This window comes from Saccharothrix lopnurensis, from assembly GCF_042658445.1.
Lineage (GTDB): Bacteria > Actinomycetota > Actinomycetes > Mycobacteriales > Pseudonocardiaceae > Actinosynnema > Actinosynnema lopnurensis.
This window is the reverse complement of sequence record NZ_JBHSQO010000010.1, coordinates 181,065-206,390: the sequence shown is the minus strand read 5'-3', so window position 1 is coordinate 206,390 and position 25,326 is coordinate 181,065. Positions and strand designations below refer to the sequence as shown.

Genomic DNA, 25,326 nt, shown 5'->3' with positions numbered 1-25,326 from the left:
GCGCCGTCGTTGGTGGCGAGGTTGTAGACGTCGAGCGCCTTGCCGCTGTTGCGGTTGACCAGCACGTACCACGCGGTCGTGTCCACGGTCGCCGCGGACGCGGTCGTCGCGCCGAGCGCCGTCACCAGGCCGCCGATCAGCACGGTGATGACGGCGGCGGCGGCACCGGCCAGGCGGCGGCGTCTGCCGGCCCGCGGGGGGTTGGTAGAGGGGGTTCGGCCTGACCCGGCCATGGGCGTGCTCCTCTTCGTCGAGGTGGGGGTGGGTGTGCATGCGGCGTGCGGTCGCCCGCCGCGGGGTCGGGGGCGGACCGGATCAGCCGACGCGCAGGAGCTGCCACTGCTGGTTGGCGCCGCCCCAGTCGCTGTACTGGACGATGTTGCCGCCGTCGGCGGTGGAGGCGCCCTGGACCTCCAGCGCCTTGCCGCTGTTGCGGTTGACCAGACGGAGGTAGCCGTCCGCGTCGATCACGCGGAACTGCTGGTTGGCGCCGTTGCCGTCGGCCCACTGGACGATGGCCGCGCCGTCGGCGGTGGAGAAGTTGTAGACGTCCAGCACCTTGCCCGAGTGGCGGGACTTCACCCGGTAGTAGCCGTCGCCCGAGTCGACGAACTGCCACTGCTGGTTGGCGCCGTCACCCCTGGTCCACTGGGTGATGCGGGCGCCGTCGTTGGTGGCGAGGTTGTAGACGTCGAGCGCCTTGCCGCTGTTGCGGTTCACCAGCACGTACCACGCGGTCGGGTCGATGACCCCAGGCTGGCCGCCGCCACCCTCGTTGAGGGCGTTGAGCACGGCGGTGTAGGCGGCCTTCTTGTTGCCCGAACCGTCGAACAGCAGCGGCGAGTCGTTCGGGTAGCGCCAGGAGTCGGTGTCGCGGATGCCCCACACGGTGATGCCGGTGCAGCGGGCGACGGCCAGGCACGCCTGGGTGACCCGGCGGTAGTTGTCGGCCTGCTGCGAGCCGGAGCCGGCGATGTCCAGCTCGGTGATCTGCACGTCGACGCCGAGGGCGGCGAAGCGCTGGATGGTGGTCAGGTAGTCGCCGGGGATGCTGGTGCCGAAGTGCGACTGGAGGCCCACGCAGTCGATGGGCACGCCGCGGGACTTGAAGTCCTGCACCATCCGGTAGACGCCCTGGGTCTTGGCGGCCGACCAGCTGTCGATGTTGTAGTCGTTGTAGCAGAGCTTCGCGCCCGGGTCGGCGGTGCGGGCGGTGCGGAAGGCGACCTCGATCCAGTCGTTGCCGGTGCGCTGGAGGTTGGAGTCCCGCCGACCGCCGCCGCTGCCGTCCGCGAACGCCTCGTTCACCACGTCCCAGGTGAAGACCTTGCCCCGGTAGTAGGAGGCGACCCGGGAGACGTGGTTCACCAGCGCCGAGCGCAGGGCGGAACCCTCCATGCGCTGCATCCAGCCGGGCTGCTGCGCGTGCCAGGCCAGGGTGTGGCCGCGGACCTTCATGCCGCGGGCGGTGGCGTGGTTGACGATCCGGTCGCCGTTGGTGAACGTGAACTGGCCCTGGTTGGGCTCGGTCGCGTCCATCTTCATCTCGTTCTCGGCGGTGACGCTGTTGAACTCCCTGTTCAGGAGGTTCACGTAGGTCGAGTCGCCGAGCCTCCCGGCCGCGACGGCGGCGCCGAAGTACCGGCCCTTCTCCGCCGCCGAGGCCCCCAGCGTCGTGCCGGCCAGGGCCTGGCCGCTGAACGCCACCGTCATGCTGGTGGCGACGAGTCCCGCGACGAGCAGCAACGCCGTTGTTCTCGGCCGACGCGTGGGCGTCGGCCGAATGACCGCTCGTGTCGAATGGTTCATCACGTGTCCTTCGGATCGGCACACCGCGTGCCTCGGCTACCGCGGTGGCAGGGGCACTTCACCGACGCCCGCACCAGGTGACCGACCACGCGCCCGCATCTGTTAGCGTTAACAACGTGGAGCTCGGACTTCCTTTCCGCAAATCGAACGGCAGGGGGGTTCGGCGGGCATCACCACGGGCGCGCATCGTGCCCATCAGACTGTGAACGATGGCGCACAGCCGGTCAAGACGTAACGAAAATGTTTCGTGCAGGTGGCCCGGTCCGCGCGGGTAACCTGTGGTCGGCGGTGAATGCCGCCCAATCAGCTAAAGTTAGCGCAAACATCTTTAGCTTCGGAACAGGTGTTGACGCGCAATCGCCGCGGTGACTACCGCACCGCCCGGCGGATCGCCCCGCCCGAGCCGGTCGCACCCCGCCCGACGCGGCGGCGCGGCACCGGGGACATCGCCCGGACCAGGTCCGCGGACAGGCGGCGGTGCGCCAGCGCGAACACCACCGGCAGTGGCGCGACCAGGAGGAGCGACCCGGCGCACAGCAGGGGCACGTCCGTGCCCCACCGCCCCTGGAACGCGTCGAGCGCGCCCGCCGCCGTGCGCCGCGCGGGGTCGTCGACCAGCACGATCGCCAGCAGGAAGTGGTTCCACGCCCAGGTGAACAGCAGGATCGCCAGGGACGACACCGCGGGCCGGGCCAGGGGCAGGTGCACCCGCCGGAACGCCTGCCACGGCCCCGCGCCGTCCAACCGCGCGCTGTCGGACAGCTCCGGCGGCGCACCGGCGAAGTGCGCCCGCAGCCAGAGCACCGCGATCGGCAGGTGCACCGCGACCAGCGCCGACACCAGGCCCCACCGGGTGTCGAGCAGGCCCAGGTCCCGCACCTGGTGGTAGAGCGGCGTGACGACGGCCTCCACCGGCAGCACCAGCCCGACCGCGAACAGCCCGGACACCACGCGGTGGCCGGTGAAGCGCAGGTGCCCGAGCGCGTAGCCCGCCGGCGCGGCCAGGGCGAGGGTCAGCGGGACCACGCCGAGCGCGACGAGCCCGCTGGAGGTCAGCAGGTCGAGCACCCGCCCCGACCGGAACGCCGTGGCGAAGTTCGACCAGTGCGGGTCGCTCGGCCAGGTCAGGCCGGGCGGGTAGGTCCCCGGCGGGTGCAGCGCGGTCACGAACAGCTCGGCGAACGGCACGAGCGTCACGACCACCAGGACGGACAGCACCAGCCCGCCCGCGGCCCGCTCCCACCGCCCGGGGGTCATCGCGACCGCCGCAGCGCGGGCGCCACCACCGCGAGGACCAGCACCACGAGGACGACGGCCAGCGCCGACGCGAGCCCCACCTCGCGCCGCGCGAACGCCAGGGAGAACACCTCCAGGCCCGGCACCGACGTGGCGTTGCCCGGCCCGCCCTGGGTGGTGGCGTAGACGACGTCGAAGCTCGCCAGCGCCGCGATCGCCGTCACGGTCGCGCACACGCCCAGCTCACGGCGCACACCGGGCAGCACGACCACCCGGAGTTCCTGCCGGAAGCCCGCGCCGTCGAGCCGCGCCGCCTCGTAGAGCGCCGGGTCGATCCGCTCCGCCCCCGCCAGCAGCAGGGTGGTGCACAGGCCGAGCAGCACCCACCCCCCGATCGCCCCCACGGCCGCCAGCGCGGTGGACGAGTCGCCCAGCCACGCCCGCGTCACCCCGCCCAGCCCCACCGCGGCCAGCAGCCGGTTCACCGCCCCCGTGGACGACAGCAGCAGGCTCCACGCGATCCCCGCCGCCACCAGCGGCACCGCCTGGGGCAGGAGCAGCACCACCCGCACCGACCGGCCGGCCGCGGCGCGCCGGATCACTGCGGCGGCCAGCAGGCCCAGCGGCACCGGCACGCCGGTGAAGAGCACGACCAGCACCAGGGCGTGACCGGTGGCCCCGTACAGGTCGGGGTCGGTGAGCACCGCGCGGTAGTTGTCCCAGCCGACCCAGGTGGCCGGGCCGACCCCGTCCCACCGGTACAGCGAGTACCGGACCGTGGCGGCCAGCGGCCGCAGCACGAACACCGCGTACACCGCGAGCGCCGGCAGCACGAACAGCCAGCCGACCAGCCGCGACACCGCGTCCTCACCCGCCGACCTGGTCGGTGTAGTCGGCCTGCACCCGCCGCAGCAGCTCCTCCGGCGTCCGCTCGCCCGCCGCCAGCTCCTGGAGGCCCGGGGTCCAGCTCTCGGCCAGGACGGCGCCGGTGGCGTTGGCGACGAAGTCCATGCCGGTGCCGTCCGCGACCACCGCGGCGGCGGCGGCGAGCGTGGCCGCCGTGACCGATCCGGGCTCGACCGGTGGCCGGTCGGCGTCGGCCGGTCCGAGGGGGAGCGCCCCGCCGACCCGCACGGTGATCCCGCGCGCCACGCGGTCGGTGACGGCCCAGTTCAGGAAGAACGCGGCGCAGCCGGGGTGCGCGGCGCGGGCCGGGACGGCGAAGGTCGGGGGACCGGACATCGCGGCCCGCCGGTCACCGGCCCGCACCGGCGGCGCGAGGAAGAAGCCGACCCGGCCGGGCATCCGCCGGTCGAGCACCCCGGACTCCCAGTCGCCGTTGACCATGAACAGCGCCCGGCCGGAGGTGAACCGGTCGAGCATCCGCGCGTAGTCGGTGGCGTTGACGTCGGCGTCGAAGTACCCGGCGCGCAGCCACCGCTGGAGGTGCCGCGCGGCCTCGGTGTTCGCCGGCGTGTCGATCCTCGCCCCGGGCTCCTGGAAGGTCCAGCTGTCGATCGCCGACGGGGAGCCGTAGGCGGCCATGAGGCTCTGGAGGGGGAACACGAGGCCGGCCGTCGCTCCCGCGTTGAACCCGGCCAGGGGCGTGATGCCCGCGTCCTTCGCCCTGGCCAGGGCCTCGTCGAACTCCGCCAGCGTCGCGGGCTCGCGGAACCCGATCCGCGCGGCCAGGTCCCGGTTGTAGAACACCCCGGTCACGCTCGTGGAGAACCCCATCGCGTACAGCGGGCCCTCGCCGCGCGGCCGGCCACCCGGGCCGACGCGCATCTGCCGGAGCTGCGCCGCGGGCCAGTCGTCCCAGCCGAACTCCGCGGCGTAGCCGTCGAGGTCGAGCAGCAGGCCGTCGCCCGCCAGGTCGGACACCTGGGGCAGCCGGACCAGGTCCGGCGGGTGGTCGGCCAGCAGGCGCGGCGCGTTGCGCGCCAGCACCGCGAACTGCTCCTCGCGCACCTCCCACGTCACGGTCGGGTGCTGCCGGGTGAACTCGTCGGTGAGGGCCCTCGCCAGGGGGAAGCCGGTCTCGAAGCGGGCCCGCAGCACCACCGGGTCGGTGCCGCAGCCCGGTGCGGGCACCGCGGTCGTCGACGTGGCGACCGGGTGGTCGCCGCCGGGGGCCGAGCAGCCGACCAGGAGCGCGGAGGCCAGCGCGGCGACGGCGATCGCGTGTGGACCGGACCTTCGTGGGCGGGGCAACGGCCTCTCCTCGATCGAGCTAAATCGTGTTAGCCTGCCGGGGTTTCGAGCCGGGTGGTCCGGTGTCAAGGACATCGTATGTCCTTTGAGGACGGAGGGCGACCTTGGGGCAGCGACGCATCACGCTCGCCGACGTGGCCAGGGCGACCGGTGTCTCGACCACCACGGTGTCCCTCGTGCTCTCCGGCCGCGGGAGGGACCTGCGCATCTCCGAGGAGGTGGAGCGCCGGGTGCGCTCGACCGCGCAGGAGCTGGGGTACCGGCGCAACACCCTGTCGGTCGGCCTGCGCACGGGGCGCACCCGGACGATCGGGTTCGTGTCCGACACCGTGGCGTCCTCGCTGCTGGCCGGGAACATGATCAGGGGCGCCATGGAGGCCGCCCACCGGCGGGGCTTCATGCTGTTCATCGGGGAGAGCGGCGGTGATCCCGACGTCGAGCGCGCCCTGGTCGAGGCGATGCACGACCGCCGGGTGGACGGCATCGTCTTCGCGGCGATGTACACCCGGAAGGTCGTCGTGCCCGAGGGCCTGGACCAGGGCCCGGCGGTCCTGCTCAACGCCCTGCCCGCGGCGTACTCGTCCCTGCCGGCCGTGCTGCCCGACGAGGTGGAGGCCGGTCGCGCCGCCGCGCGGGTCCTCGTCGACGCGGGCCACCGCGAGGGCGTCCACCTGGTCGGCGCGGGTCCCGGGCTCGACGACGTGCCCCCGAACAGCATCGCCGCGCAGGAGCGCCTGATCGGCCTGCGGCAGGTGTTCGACGCCGCGGGCGTCGAGGTGGCGAGCGCGCACCCCTGCCCGAAGTGGATGCCGGAGAACGGCTACGGGACCACCCGGGAGGTCCTGCGCCGGCACCGCCCGAAGGCCCTGGTCTGCTTCAACGACCGACTCGCCCTCGGCGCCTACCAGGCGCTCGCCGACGCCGCGCTGTCCGTGCCGGACGACGTCTCCGTGATCTCCTTCGACGACCACCCCATCGCCTCCTGGGTGCGACCGAGGCTCACCACCATCGCCCTGCCGCACCACGAACTGGGGGTGCGGGCGGTGGAGGTGCTCTTCGCGACGCCGGAACGGCGCGCGCGGTCCCGGGCCGCCCCCGTCGTGCACCGCGTCCCCATGTCCGTCGTGCCCGGCGAGTCGGTCAAACCCCTGCGCGCGCCGTTGCGGTAGGGCCGCCGCAGGAGTTCTGTTCACGCTCACAAGCCGAAACGATGAGTGCGTGCTGTTCAATGGGCTGAACGGAGCAACTTTCCCTACTGTGCCTTCTAGCTGCTGTTATTCCGATCAGCAGCAGTGTTGCCGGCGTTCGGCTTGGAAGAAGTCGCTAAAGTTAGCGCTCACAACTTTAGCTTTGACCGCGTTGTCGGGACGTAGTTGTATGGGTGTGACCACCCAGGCCGCTCCGCTCCCGGCGCGATACCGCCCCGCCGGGCGCGCACCACGAGCGCCGTCAACGACGACGTGGGGAACCGCAATGCGACGAAGCCCGGCGGCACCGACCGCCGCCCCCTGCCGGTCCTCCGCCGGACCCGGGTCCTCCGCCGGACGCGGTCGCCGAAGAACGCGCTGACCCGCGTTCGGCCCGCCGTCGAACGCGTCGATCCGCGTTCGACCCCGCCGAACGCGCTGCCTCGCGTTCGTCCCGGCCGAAAGCGCTGACCCTCACCCGGTCCCGCCGACCGCGGCACCACCCCCGAGCCGGACCCCTCGCCCGTTCAACGGCGCACCCGGCCGGCCCTCGCACGCCCACCGACCCGCTCCCGACCCCGGTGCGCCCCCCGCCGCCCGCACCGGCCCGCACCGCCGCCGACCACCCGTCCGCCGGCGACGCACCGCCACGCCCCGGCACGGCCTCCCCGCCGCGCCCCCGCGGCGGCGCGTCGTCCGACGAAAGAGGCGAAGATGCCCACCCGCGCACGCAGACGACTCCTCCACCTCGCCACGTCCGCCCTCGTGGCGCTGGGCGCGTTCACCGCGGCCCCCGTCGCCGCACCCGTCGCCCAGGCCGCGCCCGGCAGCCCGGCGCTCACCCCGCCGATGGGCTGGAACAGCTGGAACAGCTTCGGTTGCGGCATCACCGAGGCGCAGGTCCGGCAGGCCGCCGACGCGATGGTCTCCTCCGGGATGCGCGACGCCGGCTACCAGTACGTGGTGGTGGACGACTGCTGGTTCGACCCGAACCGCGACAGCGCGGGCAACCTGCGGGCGCACCCGACGAAGTTCCCCAGCGGCATGAAGGCGTTGGGCGACTACATCCACGATCGCGGCCTGAAGTTCGGCATCTACCAGGCGCCCAACGAGAAGACCTGCGCGCAGGGCGTCGGCACGCACCCCGGCTCCACCGGCAGCAAGGGGCACGAGGTCCAGGACGCCCGGTCGTTCGCCTCGTGGGGCGTGGACTACCTCAAGTACGACTGGTGCTCCGGCGCCGGCACCCGTGACGAGCAGGTCGCCCGGTTCACCATCATGCGCGACGCGCTGCGCGCCACCGGCCGCCCGATCGTCTACAGCATCAACTCCAACAGCTTCCACGCGCCGACCGGCGACAAGTACGACTGGGGCGAGGTCGCCGACCTGTGGCGCACCACGGAGGACCTGCTCGACATCTGGCAGAACGGCAACACCAACAGCTACCCGATGGGCGTGGGCAACGTCCTCGACGTCACCGCGCCGCTGGCCGCGCAGACCGGTCCGGGCAACTGGAACGACCCCGACATGCTCGTCGTCGGTCGACCCGGCCTGACCCTCACCGAGTCCCGCACGCACTTCGCCCTGTGGGCGCTGATGGCCTCGCCCCTCATGGCGGGCAACGACATCCGCTCCATGTCGGCCGACATCAGCGCCACCCTGCGCAACCCGCGGCTGATCGCGGTGAACCAGGACCGCCTCGGCGCCGGCGGCAGGCGCGTGCGCGACGACGGCAACACCGAGGTGTTCGCCAAGGCCCTGTCGGACGGTTCGGTCGCGGTCGGCCTGATCAACCGGGGCGGTGGCGCCGCCACCATCACCACCACCGCGGCGCAGGTCGGCCTGACCGGGGGCTCCTTCGCCCTCACCGACCTGTGGACCGGCGGCACCTCCACGACCTCGGGTTCGATCTCGGCGAACGTCCCCGCGCACGGCTCGGCCGTCTTCCGGGTGACCGGCGGCACGGCGGCGGCGGCCACGACCTCGCGCCTGCGCGGCGCCGGCTCGGGCCGCTGCGTGGACGTGGACAACGCCTCCACCGCCTCCGGGGCGGCCACCCTCGTCTGGGACTGCCACACCGCGGCCAACCAGCTGTGGACGACGTGGGCGAACGGTGAGGTCCGGGTCTTCGGCGACAAGTGCCTGGACGCGTACAACCAGGGCACCGCCAACGGCACCCGCGTGATCATCTGGCCGTGCAACGGCCAGGCGAACCAGCGCTGGGCGTTCCAGGCGGACGGTTCCCTGCGCAACGTCCAGGCCGGGCTCTGCCTCGACGTCAACCAGGCGGGCACCGCCAACGGGTCGACCCTGGTCCTCTGGACCTGCAACGGGCAGGCCAACCAGCGGTGGACCCGCGTCTGACCAGGTGAGGCCCGTGCCCGCCGACCCACCACCCGCCGACCCCGGGAGCAGCACCGTGCTCACCCAACGCAGGCCCGCGATCGCCGGCTCCCTCCGGGACCCCAGCGTGTGCCGGGTGGGGGAGGACTACTACCTGGTGTGCTCCAGCTTCGAGTACTTCCCGGGCGTGCCGATCTTCCACAGCCGCGACCTGGCGCGCTGGCGGCAGATCGGCAACGTCCTCGCCCGGCCGGAGCAGGTGCTGCTGCGCGCCGACGCGCCCGCGTCGCGCGGGATCCACGCCCCGACGATCCGCCACCACGCCGGCCTGTTCCAGGTGGTCGCCGGCAACGCGTCGACGGGCCGCGGCTTCCTCGTCACGGCGGACCACCCGCTCGGGCCGTGGTCGGACCCGGTGTGGCTCGACCTGCCCGGCGGCGCCCCCGACCTGACGTGGGACGGGGACGGCACGTGCTGGTGCACCACACCCGACGGTCGGGTGGCCCGCCTCGACCCCGGCACCGGGGCGGTGGTGGAGGGGCCGTGGCGGGCGTGGTCGGGCAGCGGCCCCGACGACCCGGGAGGGTGGCGCCTGCACCGCGTCGGCGACTGGTGGTACCTGCTGTCCGCCGGGCGCCACGGGCTCGTCGTCACCCGCGCGCGCACTCCCCGCGGGCCGTTCGAACCCGCGCCGGGCGCCCTCGGCGGCACCTCCCGGCCGAGGATGGGCGCCGGCCGCGCGGACCTCGTCGGCACGCCGGACGGGGCCTGGTGGCTGGTGCTGCCGGGAGCGCGCCGCCCGGCTCCCGAGGTGCTCGGGCAGGACGCGGCCCTGCTGCCCGTGCACTGGGAGGACGGGTGGCCCGTCGTCGGGGAGGAGGGGGTTGCCGCGCCCGAGCACGTGGCGCGGCACCCGCTGCCGTCGATCCCGGCGCGCGAGGACTTCGACGGGTTCACCCTCGCCCCGTGCTGGATCTCCCCGCGCGAGCGCCCGGAGGGCTCGTGGTCGCTGGCCGAACGCCCCGGTTGGCTGACGCTGCGCGCCACCGGCGACACCCTCGACCGCCCCGGCTGCACGTTCTTCGGCCGCCGCCTGGAGCACCCGGACTCGCGGGTCTCGGCCCGCCTGGAGCCGGGCAGCGCTCGGGCGGGCCTGAGCATCCGGTGCGACGAGGCGCACCACTACGACTTCGAGGTGGCGGCGGGCAGGGTGGACGTGGTCGCGCGGATCGGCCCGGTGCGCCAGGTCGTGGCGAGCCGGACCGTCCGCCCGGGACCGGTCACCCTCACCATCGTCACCCGCACGACCGACCTCGTGCCGCCGTCGTTCGTGCGGCCGACCGACGAACCCGCGGGTGTCGAGCCCGCCGGGCCCGACACCATCGCGTTCCACGTCGACGACGACCCCGGCCCCCTGGCCGAGCTGAGCGGGCGGTACCTGTCGCCCGGGATCGCCGGCGGCCTCGCCGGGAGGGTCGTCGGCATGTACGTCACCCGCGGCGTCGCGGCGTTCGACTGGTTCGACCACCGCGACCGGCTCTTCCCGGCCGGGTGACCGCCACCCCATCCCCCCGGCGGACCTACGCCCCCCTTGGAGGCTCGTCATGAAATCGACGCCGTTGTCCTCATCGGTCCCGCGGCGCGTGGGCGCCCTGCTCGCGGCGATCGTCTGCGCCCTGGCGCTCACGCCCGCGATCGCCGAGGCGGACAACCCGATCGTGCAGCACATCTACACCGCCGACCCGGCGCCGCTGGTCCACAACGGACGCGTGTACCTCTACACCGGGCACGACGAGGACGGTTCGACCTGGTTCACGATGAAGGAGTGGCGGGTCTGGTCCTCCGACGACATGGTGAACTGGACCGACCACGGGTCGCCGATGAACGTCGGCACGTTCGCGTGGGCCAAGCAGGACGCGTGGGCGGGACAGGCGATCGAGCGCAACGGCAAGTTCTACTGGTACGTGCCCGTGGTCAACCGGGCCACCGGCCGGATGGCCATCGGCGTCGGGGTCGCGGACAGCCCCACCGGCCCGTTCCGCGACGCCATCGGCCGCCCGCTGGTGGAGAACGGCGAGATCGACCCGACCGTCTTCGTCGACGACACCGGCCAGGTGTACCTGTACTGGGGCAACCCGAACCTCTGGTACGTGCGGCTCAACGCCGACATGACCTCGTTCTCCGGCAGCCCGACCCAGATCCCGCTCACCACGGCCGGGTTCGGCACCCGCACCGGTGACGCCGCCCGGCCCACCCTCTACGAGGAGGGGCCCTGGGTCTACAAGCGCAACGGCCTGTACTACAACGTGTTCGCGGCGAAGTGCTGCTCGGAGTTCATCGCCTACTCCACCGCGCCCGGCCCGACCGGGCCCTGGACCTACCGCGGCACGGTCATGCCCACCCAGGGCAGCAGCTTCACCAACCACGCGGGCATCGTGGACTTCAAGGGTGGTTCGTACTTCTTCTACCACAACGGCGCCCTGCCTGGCGGTGGCGGCTTCACCCGGTCCGTGGCGGTGGAGAGGTTCGCCTACAACGCCGACGGCACCATCCCGACCATCACCATGACCACGGGTGGAGCGCCGCAGGCGGGCACCCTCAACCCCTACGTCCGCCAGGAGGCCGAGACCATCGCCTGGGGCTCCGGCATCGAGACCGAACCCTCCTCCGAGGGCGGGATGAACATCGGGTGGATCGAGAACGGCGACAACGTCAAGGTCAAGGGCGTCGCGTTCGGCGGGGGCGCGAGGTCCTTCAGCGCGCGGGTCGCCTCGGGCGCGGCCGGCGGCACGATCGAGGTCCGGCTGGACGGCCCGAGCGGCGCGGTGGTGGGTCGGTGCGGTGTTCCCGGCACCGGCGGCTGGCAGAACTGGACCACGGTCTCGTGCTCGATCAGCGGTGCGACGGGCACCCGCGACCTCAACCTCCGGTTCACCGGCGGCAGCGGCTACCTGGTCAACGTCAACTGGTGGCAGTTCACCGCGTAGCGGGTGCCGCGGAGTTCGTTACCTCGTCGAACTTAGGAAGTTCGCGCTCACAAATCGGAGGTGTCGGAACAGCGCCGGGAGCGCTTCTCCGCGTGGAAACCGGGTCTTGCCATGGTTCTTGACGACGGTTGTGACACAGCTTACTGTCGTGAGCGCTAACAATCGGAGCTAGGGTCGAAACTTTCGGCCCGAATGATTCGTCGGGTGCGACCCGGTTTCCGCACCGCCGCCGACCCGCGGTGGTCGGCTGCCCGGTGGCGGAGCCCCTGTTCCCGCACAACCTTGGAGAAGCGTCGTGACACTTCGCCTGCCCCTGCTCTGCGCCACCGCGGCCCTGGCCCTGGTCGCCGCCTGCTCACCCGGCACGGGGGGCGGCGGAGGGGAGGGGGACGGCAAGTCGTTCGAGTTCTGGTCGTTCGCCGCCATCAACCAGAAGCTGACCGTGGACGCGTACCAGGCGAAGCACCCGGACATCCGGATCAAGCTGACCGAGGTGGGCACCTCGACCGAGACCGCCCAGTCGCTGACCACCGCGCTGGCCGGCGGGAAGGTGCCGGACCTGGTGCTGATCCAGGGCGACAACCTGCCGCAGTTCGTGGAGCAGCCGCAGAACTTCGTGGACCTGCGGACGCTGGGCGCCGACGACGTCAAGGGCGACTACCTGGACTGGGTGTGGGAGCAGAGCGTTGCCGAGGGCGGTGAGGTGCTGGGCGTCCCCACCGACGTGGGTGGCATGGCCGTGGCGTACCGGACCGACCTGTTCGCCGAAGCCGGGCTGCCCACCGACCGCGAGGCCGTGAGCGCGCTCTGGCCGACGTGGGAGGCGTTCATCGAAACCGGGAAGCGCTACAAGCAGGCCACCGGCAAGGCGTTCACCGACAACGCGGCGACCAGCGTGTTCTACCAGGCGGTCAACCAGGTCTCGGAGAAGTACTACAGCGAGGACCGCAAGCTGGTCTACAGCACCAACCCGCAGGTGAAGGCGGCGTTCGCCCTCGGCATCGAGGCGGCCACGGCCGGGATCACCGCCGGGCAGTCCTCGTTCGAGACCGCGTGGAGCGCCGGCATGGCGCAGGGGCAGTACGCCGCCGTGTCCGCGCCGTCGTGGATGCTCAACAGCATCCGCAGCACCGCCCCCGACACCAAGGGCAAGTGGGACATCGCCCGGATCCCCGGGAACTCCGGCAACTGGGGCGGCAGCTACCTGGCCATCCCCAAGCGCGCGAAGAACCCCCAGGCCGCCTGGGACTACATCAGGGAGATGCAGTCGCCCCGGGGGCAGCTGGAGCACTTCGCCCGCGTCGGTGCGCTGCCCTCCACGCCCTCGGTCTACCAGGACGCCGAGCTCGCCGACTCCAAGGACCCGTTCTTCTCCGACGCGCCGACCGGCACGATCTACACCGACTCGCTGCTGGGCCTGAAGCCGTTCTACATCGGCCCCGACAGCGCCGCCATCGGCCAGGAGTTCCTCAACGCCATCACCAACGTCGAGCAGAGCGGCGGGAACCCGGCCACGGCGTGGGACGACGCGGTGCGCAACATCAAGACCGCCATCGGCGAGTGACCACCGTGACCGCCACGCTCACCCCGGCGCCCTCCGCCGCGCTGCCGCCCCCCGCGTCCCCCGGGGCGCGGGGGCTGCGCGAGCGCCTGGCGCCGTACGCCTACATCGCCCCGTTCTTCGTCATCTTCGGGGTGTTCGGGCTGTTCCCGTTCGCCTTCACGTTCTACGTGGCGCTGTTCGACTGGAACCCCATCGGCGACCAGGTGTTCATCGGCGTGGACAACTTCACCCGGATGTTCGCCGACCCCCGGTTCTGGAACGCCGCCGGCAACACGGTGAGCATCTGGGCGCTGTCCACGGTGCCGCAGCTGCTGCTGGCCCTGGTGCTGGCGCACGTGGTCAACCACGCCCGGCTGCGGTTCGCGCTGTTCTTCCGGATGGCGGTGCTGGTCCCGTACGTCACCTCGGTGGCGGCCACGGCGATCGTGTTCGCGCAGCTGTTCGACCGCGACTACGGGCTGCTCAACTGGCTGCTCGGGCTGGTCGGGGTCGAACCGGTGGACTTCGTCCAGTCCACCTGGGGCAGCCACGTGCTCATCGCGACGATGGTGACCTGGCGGTGGTTCGGCTACACCACGCTGCTCTACCTGGCCTCGTTGCAGGCGGTGCCCCGCGCGGTCTTCGAGGCCGCGGCCATCGACGGCGCGGGGCCGTGGCAGCGGTTCCGCCACATCACCGTCCCCTCGCTGCGACCGGTGATCATCTTCACCGTGGTGACCTCGACCATCGGCGGGTTGCAGATCTTCACCGAGCCGCTGCTGATCGCCTCGGGCGCGCCGCTGACCTGCGGCGCGGTGCGGCAGTGCCAGACGTTGACGCTGTTCCTCTACGAGCAGGGCTTCGGGCAGTTCGAGTTCGGCTACGGCTCGGCGATCGGGGTGGCGCTCTTCGCCATGGTCGTGGTGATCGCCGCGGTCAACTACCTGCTGGCCGGCCGGATCAAGGCGGACCGATGACGGGCGCCACGAGGCGGGGCCGCGCCCCCGGCCGGGTCCGGTGGTGGACCTACCTGCTGCTGTCCGCGGCCACCGCCGCCTGCCTGTTCCCCCTGTACTGGATGTTCATCGTCGCCACGAACGACACCGCGACGGCGACGAAGATGCCGCCGGAGGTCGTGCCGGGCGGCAACTTCTTCCACCTCGTGGGCCTGGTGCTGGACACGGTGCCGTTCGTGCAGGCGCTGCTCAACAGCCTCGCCGTGGCCACCGCCATCGGCGTCGGCCAGGCGCTGCTGTGCGCGCTGGCCGGGTTCGCCTTCGCCAAGCTGCGCTTCCCCGGCCGCAACACCCTCTTCCTGGTCGTCGTGCTCACCATGACCGTGCCCACCCAGCTCTCGGTCATCCCGCAGTACATGATCATGTCGGAGCTGGGCTGGGTCGACACCCTCCAGGCCCTGATCGTGCCCGGTCTGGCCAGCGCGTTCGGCATCTTCTGGATGCGCCAGCACATCACCGCCACCATCAGCGACGAGCTGATGCAGGCCGCCCGCATCGACGGCGCGAGCACCTGGCAGGTGTTCTGGCGCATCGCCTTCCCGATCGTGCGCCCGGCCGCGTTCGTGCTCGGCCTGTTCGGCTTCGTCACCGCCTGGAACGACTTCCTCTGGCCCTTCATCGTGCTCAAGTCGCCCGAGCGCTACACCGCCCAGATCGCCATCAAAGCCCTCCAGAACAGCTACGACGTCGACCTGGGGCTGGCCATGTCCGGCTCCTTCCTGGCCACCATCCCGCTCGTCGCGCTGTTCGTCCTGGTCGGCCGCCGCATGGTCGCCGGAATTCTCGACGGCGCCTTCAAGGGCTGAACCCCCCCGCACAACGAGGAAAACCATGACCCCACCGAAGCCCGAGGCGCCGTCCTACGACAACCCCGTGATCCCCGGTTTCCACCCCGACCCCAGCGTGTGCCGGGTGGGGGAGGACTACTACCTGGTGTGCTCCAGCTTCGAGTACTTCCCGGGCGTGCCGCTCTTCCACAGCCGCGACCTGGTGAACTGGCGGCAGGTCGGCAACGTGCTGGACCGCCCGTCCCAGCTGCCGCTGCCGGCCGACGCGATGGCCTCCGACGGCATCTACGCCCCCACGATCCGGCACCACGGCGGCCGGTTCTGGATGATCACCACGAACGTCTCGCACGGCGGCAACTTCGTGGTCACCGCCGAGCGCCCCGAGGGCCCCTGGTCGGACCCGGTGTGGCTCGACCTGCCCGGCATCGACCCCGACCTGGCCTGGGACGAGGACGGCAACTGCTGGTGCGCCTTCGCCGGCGCCCACGGGCCCGACTTCCACGGCGTGCAGGTCGCCCGGGTCGACCCCGAGGCGGGGAAGGTGCTGGAGGGACCGTCCCCCGCCTGGGCCGGGACCGGGTTGCAGTGGCCGGAGGCGCCCCACCTGTACCGCGTCGGGGAGTGGTGGTACCTGCTGATCGCCGAGGGCGGCACCGAGCGCGGCCACACCGTCGCCGTGGCGCGGGCCCGTTCGCCCCGGGGCCCCTGGGAGCCGGCGCCGGTCAACCCGGTCCTGTCCCACCGGAGCACGAACCACCCGGTCCAGAGCACCGGCCACGCCGACCTCGTCACCACGCCGGACGGGGAGTGGTGGATGGTCCTGCTGGCCACCCGCCCGGTCGGGTACAGCCCCAAGTTCCACGTCCTGGGGCGGGAGACCTTCCTCACCCCCGTGCGGTGGGAGGACGGCTGGCCGCGCGTCGGCCCCGTGAACCTGCGGGAACGGGCGCCGAGCGGTGCGCGGCCGGCCCGGGTCGCCCCGCAGCGGGACGACTTCGACGCACCCGGGCTCGCCCCGCAGTGGATCTCGCCCCGGTCGCGCCCGGACGGTTCCTGGTCGCTGGCCGAGCGGCCGGGGTGGCTCGCCCTGCACGCCACCGGCCCCACCCTGGACCGGCCCGGCTGCACCTTCGTCGGCCGGCGCCAGCAGCACCCCGAGAGCCGGACCGCGGTGCTGCTCGACCACGGCCCCGGTCGCGCCGGCCTGTCGGTGCGCCTGGACGAGGGCCACCACTACGACCTGGAGGTGGCCGACGGGCAGGCCGCCGTCATCGCCCGCATCGGCCCCCTGCGCCAGGTGGTGGCCACGCGCCCGGTCGTCCCGGGCCCGGTGACCCTCGTGATCACCACCCGTTCGGCCCGGAGGTGGACCGAGGGGGAGGAGGCGAGGTCGGGCCTGCACGTCGCCGCACCGGACCACCTCGCCTTCCACGTCGGCGAGGACCCGGAACCGCTGGCCGAGCTGGACGGCAGGTACCTGTCCACGGAGGTGGCCACCGGGTTCACCGGGCGGGTGATCGGCATGTACGTCACCGAGGGCACCGCGTGGTTCGACTGGTTCGACCACGGTCCGCTGGACGACCCCGACCGCACCTGACGGCGGGCCCGCGGCCGTCCCCCCTGGGGGTGGGACGGCCGCGGGTCCCCGCGCCGCGTCATCCGGTGCCCTCGGGCACGGTGTCGGCCGGGAGCGCGTCGGAGCCCGGTCCGGACGGCAGTTGGACGTGCACGTGCCCCTTGCCGGCGTCGACGCTGATCACGTCCAGCTGGAGCGCGGCGACCGACCAGGCCCGCACCGCCAGCGCGCGCTGCGCGCCGGCCAGGGCCAGGAGGTCGGGCGCCAGGGGTCCGGGGGCGGTGATCGCCGCGGCGAAGCCGTCGACCGCGGCGGCGAGCTGCTGGACGGCGGTCCGCATCCCGGTGCGGGCGACGTTCACCCCGTTGCCCGCGGACGGCGTCTCCTCGTACCGCCGCACCTCTCCGGCGACCACCTCCCGCCAGCCGCGCACCTCTTCGGCCGTGGGCGCGGTCGGAGGCGCGGCGTCGCCGGGGGGAGACGCCCCCGCCATGGCCCGCAGCACCGGGGTCAGGCGTTCCCGGCCGCCCCGGGCCAGGTCGATCAACGCCTCGACCTGCGCGAGGTCGCGCCGCGCCTCCTCCTGCTGTAGTTCGGCGATCCGGCGTTGCGTCGCGTCCGGGCCCGAGGTCCACGAGCCGACCACGAACGCGACGGCGAACCCGAGCGCGAACGTGGTGATCAGGGCCGCGGCCGAGGTCCACCGGAACCGTGCCCGAGCCACCGGTGTGGTCCTGCCCATGGCGTTCCTCCTCGTCAGGCCGACGGGGTCCGCGGCCCCGGCGCGTGCCGGGGCCGCGGACCCCCCGTTCAGGACAGCGCCCACCGCTGGTTGGCGCCGCCGTTGCAGGTCCAGATGATCAGCTGGGTGCCGTCGGCGGAGCTGCCGCCGTTGGCGTCGAGGCACTTGCCGTTGTTGCGGATCGTGCCGTCGGACTGCGCCTCCCAGTTCTGCGCGGCGGAGCCGTTGCAGGTCCACAGCTGCGCCTGCGCGCCGTCGGCGGTGCTGCCGCCGCTGACGTTCAGGCACTTGCCCAGGGCCCGGAGGGTCTGCCCGGAGCGCGTCCACGCCTGGTTCGCGCCGCCGTTGCAGGTCCACAGCTGGACCTTGGCCCCGTCGGCGGTGCTGCCGCTGTTGACGTCGACGCACTTGCCGCCGACGCCGACGATGCGGTTCGCGCCACCGCTGCCCGGTGTGCCGACCCCGGGCCCGACCAACGTCAACGAGTCGAGGTCATAGGAGTTGGCCGTGCCCGTCTTGAACACCACGAACAGCTCCGTGGTGCCCCCCGGGGCGGTGACGTTCACCGCGGGCGTGCTCGCGTAGGCGTCCCAGCCACCGGTGCTCGGCACCGGCACCGTGGCGATCAGCGCCCCGGTCGGTGAACCGGCGCGCAGCTCGACCGAACCACCGCCGCTCGGCGAGGACAGCCGGAGGGACACCTGGTTGACACCGGTGAAGTTGTACGGGGTGAACGAGATCCAGTCGTTGTTGCCGATGTCGCCGATCCGACCGCCCGACTCGGCCCCCGACTGGGACACGACCCGCACGCCCGAGGAGCCGGTGAAGTGCTCGGCCTGCTTGCGCTTGGGCTGGAGCAGGACCTTCCGGCTGCCCTCCAGCGCCGGCACCCCGGTCGTGCCCCTGTCGGTGTACCTGCTGTCCGCCACCCAGAACGAGTTCAACTCGGCGTGCGCGCTGTCGGTCTCGGCCCTGAACGTGCCCGAGCAGCCGGGGATCGGCGCGAGGTCGTGCCCGTGCTGGTCGTGGCCCAGCGCCGGGGTGGTGGTCACCCGGCCGCAGTCGATCGTGCCGTCCTCGGGGTCGGTGACCGCGACCGTGTACGGGATCGTGTCGCCCCAGCCGAACACGCCGCCGTCGGGGACGCTCAGGGCGACCGTGGGCGCGGTGTTGCCCGAGGTCACGACCACGCTGGTCACGCCGGACTTCCCGCCCGCGTCGGTGACGGTGAGCTTGGCGTTGAACTGCCCCCTGGCGGTGTAGGTGTGCGCGGGGTTGGCCTCGGTGGACGTGCCGCCGTCACCGAACTCCCACCGGTAGGTCACCGGGCCGCCTTCCGGGTCGCCGGAGCCGGCGCTGGAGAACCGCACCGCCAGGGGCGAGGACCCCGAGGTGGGCGTGCCCGTCGCGGTCGCGACCGGGCTGCGGTCGCCGCTGCGGTAGTCGATGCGGTAGAGCCCGGAGTCGGGGTTGTCCCGACCGTAGCCGGAGCCCCATTCGAGCAGGTACATCGCTCCGTCCGGGCCGAACTTCGCGTCCAGCGGCGACCTGAAGCCCAGGTTCGGCAGGAAGTCGTTGATCTTCAACAGCTTCCCGTCCTGGCCGAGCCGGAACTCCCACAGCCGGTTGCGCGCCCACTCGCCGAAGAACGGTGTCTCGTCGAAGTAGGCCGGGAACTTGGTCGGTGACGGGTTGTCCGCGTCGTACCGGTAGACCGGGAACGCGCCGGGGGCCTCGCCGCCCGAGGGGCTGCCCATCTCCGGGAACCTGTTGCCGTTCGCGCCGTTGCCGTACCAGACGTCGGCCTTGCGCGCGGCCGGCAGCTCGCTCAGGCCGGTGTTGTTGGGCGAGTTGTTCACCGGCCGGTCGCAGTCGAACTTCGCGCCGGACTGGCCGGTGGCGAAGTTGTGGTCGTTGAACGGGATGTTGTCGCCGATGCAGTACGGCCAGCCGTAGAAGCCGGGCGAGGTGATGACGTTCCACTCCACGATTCCGCCGGGGCCGCGGTTGGCGTTGTCGTTGGCCGCGTCCGGGCCGTAGTCGGCCGCGTAGACCGCTCCCGTCGTCGGGTGCACCGAGAACCGGAACGGGTTGCGGAAGCCCATCGCGTAGATCTCGGGCCTCGTCCTGGCCGTGCCCGGCGCGAACATGTTGCCGGCCGGGACGGTGTAGGTCCCGTTGGTCTCCGGGTGGACGCGCAGGATCTTGCCCCGCAGGTCGTTGGTGTTGGCCGAGGTGGCCTGGACGTCGTTGCTCGACCAGCCCGGCCGCTCGTCGATCGGCGCGTAGCCGTCGGAGCGGTGCGGCTGGACGTCGTCGCCGGTGCCGATGTAGAGGTCGCCGTTCGGGCCGAACGCGATGTACCCGCCGGTGTGGCCGGGCTCCGGCGCCTGCCGCGACGACGGCACCTTCATCAGCACCCGCTCGCTGGACGGGTCCAGCGCGTCGCCGGTCACGGTGAACCGGGAGACCCGCGCGATGTCCTCGCCGCCGCCGGCGGGGGAGTACATCAGGTAGATCCACCGGGTGGTGGCGAAGTTCGGGTCCAGGGCGAGCCCGGTCAGGCCGTCCTCGCCGCCGGTGTAGACGCTCAGGGTGGCCGCCGTGACGGTGGTGCGGGTGTCGGGCTTGTGGACCTTCACCCTGCCGCCGTACTCCGCGTAGAACACGCGGCCGTCCGGGGCGACGTCGAGCGCCGCCGGTCCCACGGTGTTGTCGTCCAGCGTCACCTTCTCGAAGCTGTTCCACACCGTGGGCCCGCAGTCGGCCTGGACCTTGCCGCCCGCCGACTCCACGCCACCCTTGACGTGCTCGCGGAACAGCGGTTCCGAGTAGCCGGACGCCTGGTGGCCCATGGCGGTGGCCCACAGCCGACCGCCCTCGAAGTTGCGGCACCACGAGATCGGGTGGTCGTGGCCCATCCGGCTCGAACCGGGGTCGTACGTCGTCTCGTCCGCGGTCACCAGCACGTGCGCGTTGCCCCGCACCGAGCGGGTGAAGTTGTACCACTCCTCGGTGCGCGTCCACCGGTCCGGCAGCCCGGCCCCGGACGGGTGAACGCGGTCGGCGACCTCGGCGGTGCCGGTCACGGTGGCCGAGTGCTGCGTCATGGTCGCGCCGAGCACCTGGTCCCACCACGGGAACTGCTGCTCGACGTTCATGTCCGTCGCGTTGTGGATCGCGACGAAACCGCCGCCGCCGCGCATGTACCTCTGCGCCGCTGCGCGCTGCGCGTCGTTGTCCCACACCATGCCGGAGGTCTGGAGCATGACGACCACGTCGAAGGTGGCGAGCGCGGCGTCGTTGAAGACCGACGAGTCCTCGCTCCTGGTCAGCTCCCAGTCGTTCTGGGCGGCCAGCTGCTCGAACATGGTGATGCCGGCGGGGATCGAGTCGTGTCGGTAGGCCCCGGCGGCGGTCTTGCTGAACAGCAGGACGTGGAACCCTTCGGGGTGCGCGGGTGCGGGTGGCGAGGCCAGTCCCGTCATCACCAGCGCGCAGCCTGCGATCGAGAGCAGGCGCGCGAACCTGTGTCGCATTGCCACTCCTGTGGGGCACTTGAAGGCGACTGATCGGATTACGCGGCGGCGGTGTGCGCGGAGTCGTGCCGTCGGTCCCGGACACGGAGGATTCCCCGTCGGGTGACAGGACGCGGGTGCGCGGGGTCGAGCCGGCGCGGCGCACGGCACCGGCTCGGGTTCGGGGTCGACGGGTGGCGGTGAGGCGCTCCCGGGGCTCGACCGCGGAGATCGGCGGCCGGTGTGTCGTCACCCCGGATTTGTGTCGTACACATCGCTCCGTCAATGCGATTTGTAGCACACGTCAACGCGGGGAGTCCAGAGGTGCGCGGCCACGCGGGTCCGGGCCCCTGAGGGCTCGCGGACCGACCCCGGCGGGTTCAGCCGAAGAGCCGCCGCTGGATCTCGCTGCGGTAGTCCTGGAGGGTGTTGTCGAGGTGCAGCCCGGCGGCCGCCGCCGCGGCCTCGGGATCGCCGTCGCGGATCGCGTGGTAGATCGCGAGGTGCTCCTCGACCGCCTCGGCCGCGTGGCCGCCGACGGTGCCGCGCAGTCCGATGGTGCTCGACTGGCGTTGCAGCCTGCGGGCCTCGCGCACCGCGGCGACGAGGAACTGGTTGTGGGACGCCGTGGCGACGGCCAGGTGGAAGTCCTCGTCGCCCCGGTCGAACAGCGCGACCTCGTCGGTCAGGTGGCCCTGTCGGCACATCTCGGCGGCGGCGCCGATGGCGCGCAGCTCGGCCGGGGTGGCGTGGACCGCGGCCAGCCTGCCGGCCGCGGTCTCCTGCACGCGGCGGAACTCGAAGAGCATGTAGACGTGGTCGAGGTTGGTCGGCAGGAAGAAGCCGCCCCAGCGGGAGGAGCCGAGCATCCCCTCGTCGTCGGCGACGTAGAGCCCGCGGCCCTTGTGCGCCCGCACCCGCCCGATCGCGGAGAGGATCTTCACGGCTTCCCGCACCACCGTGCGGCTGGTGCCCATCCGCGCGGCCAGCTCGTTCTCGGTCGGCATCCGGTCGCCCGGCCTCAGCTCCAGGTCGGCGATGAGCTGGAGGATCTGCTCGGCCACCAGTTCGTAGCCGGGCCGGTAGGGACCGGCCGGTCGGGTGGTCTCCGGCTGCCCGGTCTCCGGCCGCCCGTTCGGGGCGCCGGCCGAGACCCCCGGTACGAGTGCGCCATCCGTCAACGCCGCTCCTTCGTGACGGGCCACCTGAAGAGTACGACGGCTCAACACCGTTCGGTCAGCTTACAGGCCGAGGAGGCGCCCCGCGTCGGGGTACGAGGGGCGCCTGTCGTGGCTCGTCAGAGCTGTTGTTTACTCTGGGTGCCTCCTTAATTGCGGTGAGTCACTAAATAAGCATGCTTATCGCTGTCAGGCGCGCTGGAGCTGGAACCGCTGGTTGGCGCCGCCGGTGAGCGCCCACTGCGAGATCCGGGCGCCGTCGGCGGTGGAGGCGGACCACACGTCCATCGCCAGGCCGCTCTGCTGGTTGACCAGGCTCACCACGCCGCCGCCGTGGTCGACCGGTCGCCACAGCTGGTTCGGGGTCCCGGCATCGCGCTGCTGGGTGATGTCGGCGCCGCCGGCGGTGCCCGAGACCTGGAGCACCAGGCCGCTGTGCCGGGCCCGCACCCGGTAGTGGTCGCCGGAGGGCAGGAAGTCGAACTGCTGGTTCAGGCCGCCGCCGGCCGGCCACTGGACCAGGGTGGCCCCGGCCGCGGTCGAGGCGCCGTTGACGTCGGCCCGCTTGCCGCTGTGCTGCGCCACCAGGTGGTAGTTCACCCCGGGCTCGACCAGGGGCGGCCGGCCCTGCGAGGTCACGCGGTAGGTGTGGCCGGCCTGCCCGGTGAACCGGACCAGGTCGGGCTCGACCCGCTCCGGCTGCACCGCGGCGCCGGTGGTCAGGTCGCGCAGTTCGTGGGTGCCGGTGAACGCCCGGCTGCGCACCCTGACGACGCCGTCGCGGTCGGGGGTGACGGTCAGCTCGGTGGCCCAGCCGCCGCTCCACACCGCCCCGACCGTGTAACCGCCCCGGCCGCGCAGCCCGTCCACCCTCCCGTTCGGCCAGGCGGGCGGCAGCGCGGGCAGCAGGTGCAGCTCGCCGTTGTGGCTGTGCAGCAGCATCTCGGCGATGCCGGAGGTCGCGCCGAAGTTGCCGTCGATCTGGAACGGCGGGTGCAGGTCGAACATGTTGGGCGCGAGGCGCTCGGGCGTCACCAGGGAGCGGATGAGGTCGTGCGCCCGGCCGCCCTCCTCCAGCCGCGCCCAGAAATTGATCTTCCAGGCCAGGGACCAGCCGGTGCCGGCGTCACCGCGCAGCTGGAGGGTGCGCCGGGCGGCCTCGAACAGCTGGGGGGTGCCACGCCGGGTGATCTGGTTGCTCGGGTGCAGGCCGTACAGGTGCGAGACGTGCCGGTGGTTCGGCTCGGTCTCGACCCAGTCGTACAGCCACTCCATGATGTTCCCCCGGGAGCCGATCCGGGTGGGGGCCAGCCGCTGGGCGGTCGCGCGGACCCGTGCCCTGAAGTCGGTGTCCACGCCCAGCACCTCGGAGGCGCGGGCGCAGCCCTCGAACAGGTCGCGCAGGATCTGCATGTCCATCGTGGGGCCGGCGCACACGCTCGCGTTGGCGTGGTGGGGCAGCTCCGGCGAGTTCGACGGGTTGGTGACGAGCCACCTGAGGTTCGGTTCCTCGACCAGGGTGTCCAGGAAGAACTGGGCGGCGCCCTTCATCGCGGGGTAGCGGGAACTCAGGAACGCGGTGTCGCCGGTGAACAGGTAGTGGTCCCAGATCATGGTGGCGAGCCAGGCGCCGCCGGTCTGCCACATGCCCCAGAGCGCGCCGTCGACGACCGAGGAACCCCGCCAGGCGTCGGTGTTGTGGTGGGTGACCCAGCCGCCGGCGCCGTACTGGGCCCGCGCGGTGCGGGCGCCGGTCGTGGTCAGGTCCTCGATCATGCGGAACACCGGCTCGTGGCACTCGGCCAGGTTGGTCGTGTCGGCCGGCCAGTAGTTCATCGGCAGGTTGGCGTTGATCGTGTACTTCGACTCCCACGACGGGGCCAGCTGGTCGTTCCAGATGCCCTGGAGGTTGGCGGGCTGGGTGCCCGGTCGCGAGGACGAGATCAGCAGGTAGCGGCCGTACTGGAAGAGCAGGGCGGCGAACTGCGGGTCGGTGGTGGAGTTGTGCCGGGCGATCCGGACGTCGGTCGGCTGGTCCGCCGCCGCGGTGCGCCCCAGGTCGAGGGTGACCCGCCCGAACAGCCGCTGGTGGTCGGCCACGTGCCGGCCGCGCAGCACGTCGTACGACGTGCCCTGCGCGCCGTTGAGGCGGCCCCGGGCGATGCCCTGGTAGTCGCCGGCGACGTTGCGGTAGTCGACGTAGCTGGTGCCGATCGAGATCAGCAGCGTGACGCCGTCCGCGTTGGACACCCGCAGCACGCCGCCGGAACTGCCGGTGCTCCCGCCGGTGGCGACGGCCCTGGCCAACGCGAGGAACCGGACCGAGCCCGCGATGCCCCGCTGGTCGCCGGACCGTCCGTCCAAGGCGATCGTCGTGCCGTCCGGGCTCGACGCGGTCGCGCGCTGGGGCGTGCCGAACGAGGCCGTGAACGAGACCGACCCCGGCGTCTCGGCCGTCAGCCGCACGGCGATCACCTGGTCCGCCGCGCTGGCGATGACCTCGCGCCGGTACCGCACGTTGTTCGTCACGTAGGTCACGGTGGCCGTCGCGGTCGTCAGGTCGAGCCGGCGCTGGTAACCGGACACCCCGCCGGGGGTGGGGAAGGTGAGCCTGAGGTCGCCGACGGTCTGGTAGGCGAGCTGGCCCGCGGGGTTGCCGAGCATCGCCTGGTCGACGAGGGCCTGCGCCTGCGCCCACTGGTCGGCGAACACCAGCCGCCTGATCTCCGGCAGGGCGCTCACGCCGCGCGTGTTGGTGTAGTCGTGGGGGCCGCCGGCCCAGACCGTGTCCTCGTTGAGCTGCAACCGTTCCGAGTCGACGTTGCCGAACACCATCGCGCCGAGGCGGCCGTTGCCGACCGGCAGCGCGCGGAGCCAGTCGGTCCCGGCCGGCTGGTCGTACCACAGCGCCAGGTCGTCGACCGCGCGCACCTCCGGAGGTGCGGCCGGGTCGGCGCGGGCCGTCGCCGCCCAGCCGCCCGGCACCAGCGCGGCCCCGGCTCCGGCCGCACCGAGCTCCATCAATCGCCTTCGTGGCAAGTCCGACATGCTGGGTCCTCCCGAGCGGACGGTGGCCGGTGCGCCGGGAGCCCTGCGCGAACGCGCTCAACCGGAGCCTCCAGGCAAGGTAGCCACCGGCGATCCCGACCGTCAACCACCGGGAACAGCTCAATGTGAACGCTAACATCT

16 protein-coding genes and 1 pseudogene are annotated in these 25,326 nt (G+C 72.5%); 8 read left to right on the top strand and 9 right to left on the bottom strand.

Annotated features, from left to right (window positions below):
• The 5 genes and pseudogenes from ACFP3R_RS12860 to ACFP3R_RS12840 form a co-directional block, all read right to left on the bottom strand.
• A pseudogene (locus ACFP3R_RS12860) lies at positions 1 to 233 on the bottom strand (non-reducing end alpha-L-arabinofuranosidase family hydrolase); the annotation flags it as partial.
• An 82-nt stretch (positions 234 to 315) separates the two neighbouring features.
• On the bottom strand, positions 316 to 1,746 hold the full coding sequence (locus tag ACFP3R_RS12855; protein ID WP_380635833.1) for an endo-1,4-beta-xylanase: 1,431 nt from the start codon (positions 1,744 to 1,746) through the stop codon (positions 316 to 318).
• Positions 1,747 to 2,178: 432 nt separating this feature from the next.
• On the bottom strand, positions 2,179 to 3,066 hold the full coding sequence (locus tag ACFP3R_RS12850; RefSeq protein WP_380635831.1) for a carbohydrate ABC transporter permease: 888 nt from the start codon (positions 3,064 to 3,066) through the stop codon (positions 2,179 to 2,181).
• Positions 3,063 to 3,905: a carbohydrate ABC transporter permease gene (locus ACFP3R_RS12845; RefSeq protein WP_380635830.1), complete on the bottom strand. Its 843-nt coding sequence runs from the start codon at positions 3,903 to 3,905 to the stop codon at positions 3,063 to 3,065. Before ACFP3R_RS12845 ends, ACFP3R_RS12850 begins: the two co-directional genes overlap by 4 nt.
• Before the next feature lie 7 nt (positions 3,906 to 3,912).
• On the bottom strand, positions 3,913 to 5,259 hold the full coding sequence (locus ACFP3R_RS12840; RefSeq protein WP_380635828.1) for an ABC transporter substrate-binding protein: 1,347 nt from the start codon (positions 5,257 to 5,259) through the stop codon (positions 3,913 to 3,915).
• A 104-nt stretch (positions 5,260 to 5,363) separates the two neighbouring features.
• Here ACFP3R_RS12840 and ACFP3R_RS12835 point away from each other — a divergent pair, with 104 nt between their 5' ends.
• From ACFP3R_RS12835 to ACFP3R_RS12800, 8 genes are all read left to right on the top strand, one after another.
• Positions 5,364 to 6,428, top strand: coding sequence for a LacI family DNA-binding transcriptional regulator (locus tag ACFP3R_RS12835; RefSeq protein ID WP_380635826.1), 1,065 nt, complete (start codon positions 5,364 to 5,366; stop codon positions 6,426 to 6,428).
• A 732-nt stretch (positions 6,429 to 7,160) separates the two neighbouring features.
• On the top strand, positions 7,161 to 8,810 hold the full coding sequence (locus ACFP3R_RS12830) for a glycoside hydrolase family 27 protein (RefSeq protein ID WP_380635824.1): 1,650 nt from the start codon (positions 7,161 to 7,163) through the stop codon (positions 8,808 to 8,810).
• A gap of 13 nt (positions 8,811 to 8,823) precedes the next feature.
• The gene (locus ACFP3R_RS12825) at positions 8,824 to 10,344 is read left to right on the top strand and encodes a family 43 glycosylhydrolase (RefSeq protein WP_380635823.1); all 1,521 of its coding nucleotides are present in this window, start codon (positions 8,824 to 8,826) and stop codon (positions 10,342 to 10,344) included.
• A 49-nt stretch (positions 10,345 to 10,393) separates the two neighbouring features.
• A complete protein-coding gene (locus tag ACFP3R_RS12820; protein WP_380635822.1) occupies positions 10,394 to 11,776 on the top strand; it encodes a glycoside hydrolase family 43 protein in 1,383 nt (460 codons plus the stop codon).
• Positions 11,777 to 12,071: 295 nt separating this feature from the next.
• Entirely contained in the window at positions 12,072 to 13,340 is a 1,269-nt protein-coding gene (locus tag ACFP3R_RS12815; RefSeq protein ID WP_380635820.1) for an ABC transporter substrate-binding protein, read from the top strand.
• Positions 13,337 to 14,296: a carbohydrate ABC transporter permease gene (locus tag ACFP3R_RS12810; RefSeq protein WP_380635818.1), complete on the top strand. Its 960-nt coding sequence runs from the start codon at positions 13,337 to 13,339 to the stop codon at positions 14,294 to 14,296. The genes ACFP3R_RS12815 and ACFP3R_RS12810 overlap by 4 nt, the downstream gene beginning before the upstream one ends.
• Complete coding sequence (locus tag ACFP3R_RS12805; protein WP_380635817.1) at positions 14,293 to 15,141, top strand: carbohydrate ABC transporter permease; 849 nt, start codon at positions 14,293 to 14,295, stop codon at positions 15,139 to 15,141. Before ACFP3R_RS12810 ends, ACFP3R_RS12805 begins: the two co-directional genes overlap by 4 nt.
• Before the next feature lie 25 nt (positions 15,142 to 15,166).
• Positions 15,167 to 16,720, top strand: coding sequence for a glycoside hydrolase family 43 protein (locus ACFP3R_RS12800; protein WP_380635815.1), 1,554 nt, complete (start codon positions 15,167 to 15,169; stop codon positions 16,718 to 16,720).
• Positions 16,721 to 16,778: 58 nt separating this feature from the next.
• Here the strand turns inward: ACFP3R_RS12800 and ACFP3R_RS12795 are convergent, their stop codons facing one another.
• From ACFP3R_RS12795 to ACFP3R_RS12780, 4 genes are all read right to left on the bottom strand, one after another.
• Positions 16,779 to 17,441, bottom strand: coding sequence for a hypothetical protein (locus ACFP3R_RS12795; RefSeq protein WP_380635813.1), 663 nt, complete (start codon positions 17,439 to 17,441; stop codon positions 16,779 to 16,781).
• A 68-nt stretch (positions 17,442 to 17,509) separates the two neighbouring features.
• Positions 17,510 to 20,980 (bottom strand): ThuA domain-containing protein, encoded by a 3,471-nt coding sequence (locus ACFP3R_RS12790; protein WP_380635811.1) that lies wholly within the window; start codon positions 20,978 to 20,980, stop codon positions 17,510 to 17,512.
• Positions 20,981 to 21,339: 359 nt separating this feature from the next.
• Positions 21,340 to 22,140, bottom strand: a complete 801-nt coding sequence (locus ACFP3R_RS12785) for a FadR/GntR family transcriptional regulator (RefSeq protein WP_380635809.1) — start codon at positions 22,138 to 22,140, stop codon at positions 21,340 to 21,342.
• A 186-nt stretch (positions 22,141 to 22,326) separates the two neighbouring features.
• Complete coding sequence (locus ACFP3R_RS12780) at positions 22,327 to 25,158, bottom strand: glycosyl hydrolase family 95 catalytic domain-containing protein (RefSeq protein WP_380635807.1); 2,832 nt, start codon at positions 25,156 to 25,158, stop codon at positions 22,327 to 22,329.
• Between the last annotated feature and the right edge of the window lie 168 nt (positions 25,159 to 25,326).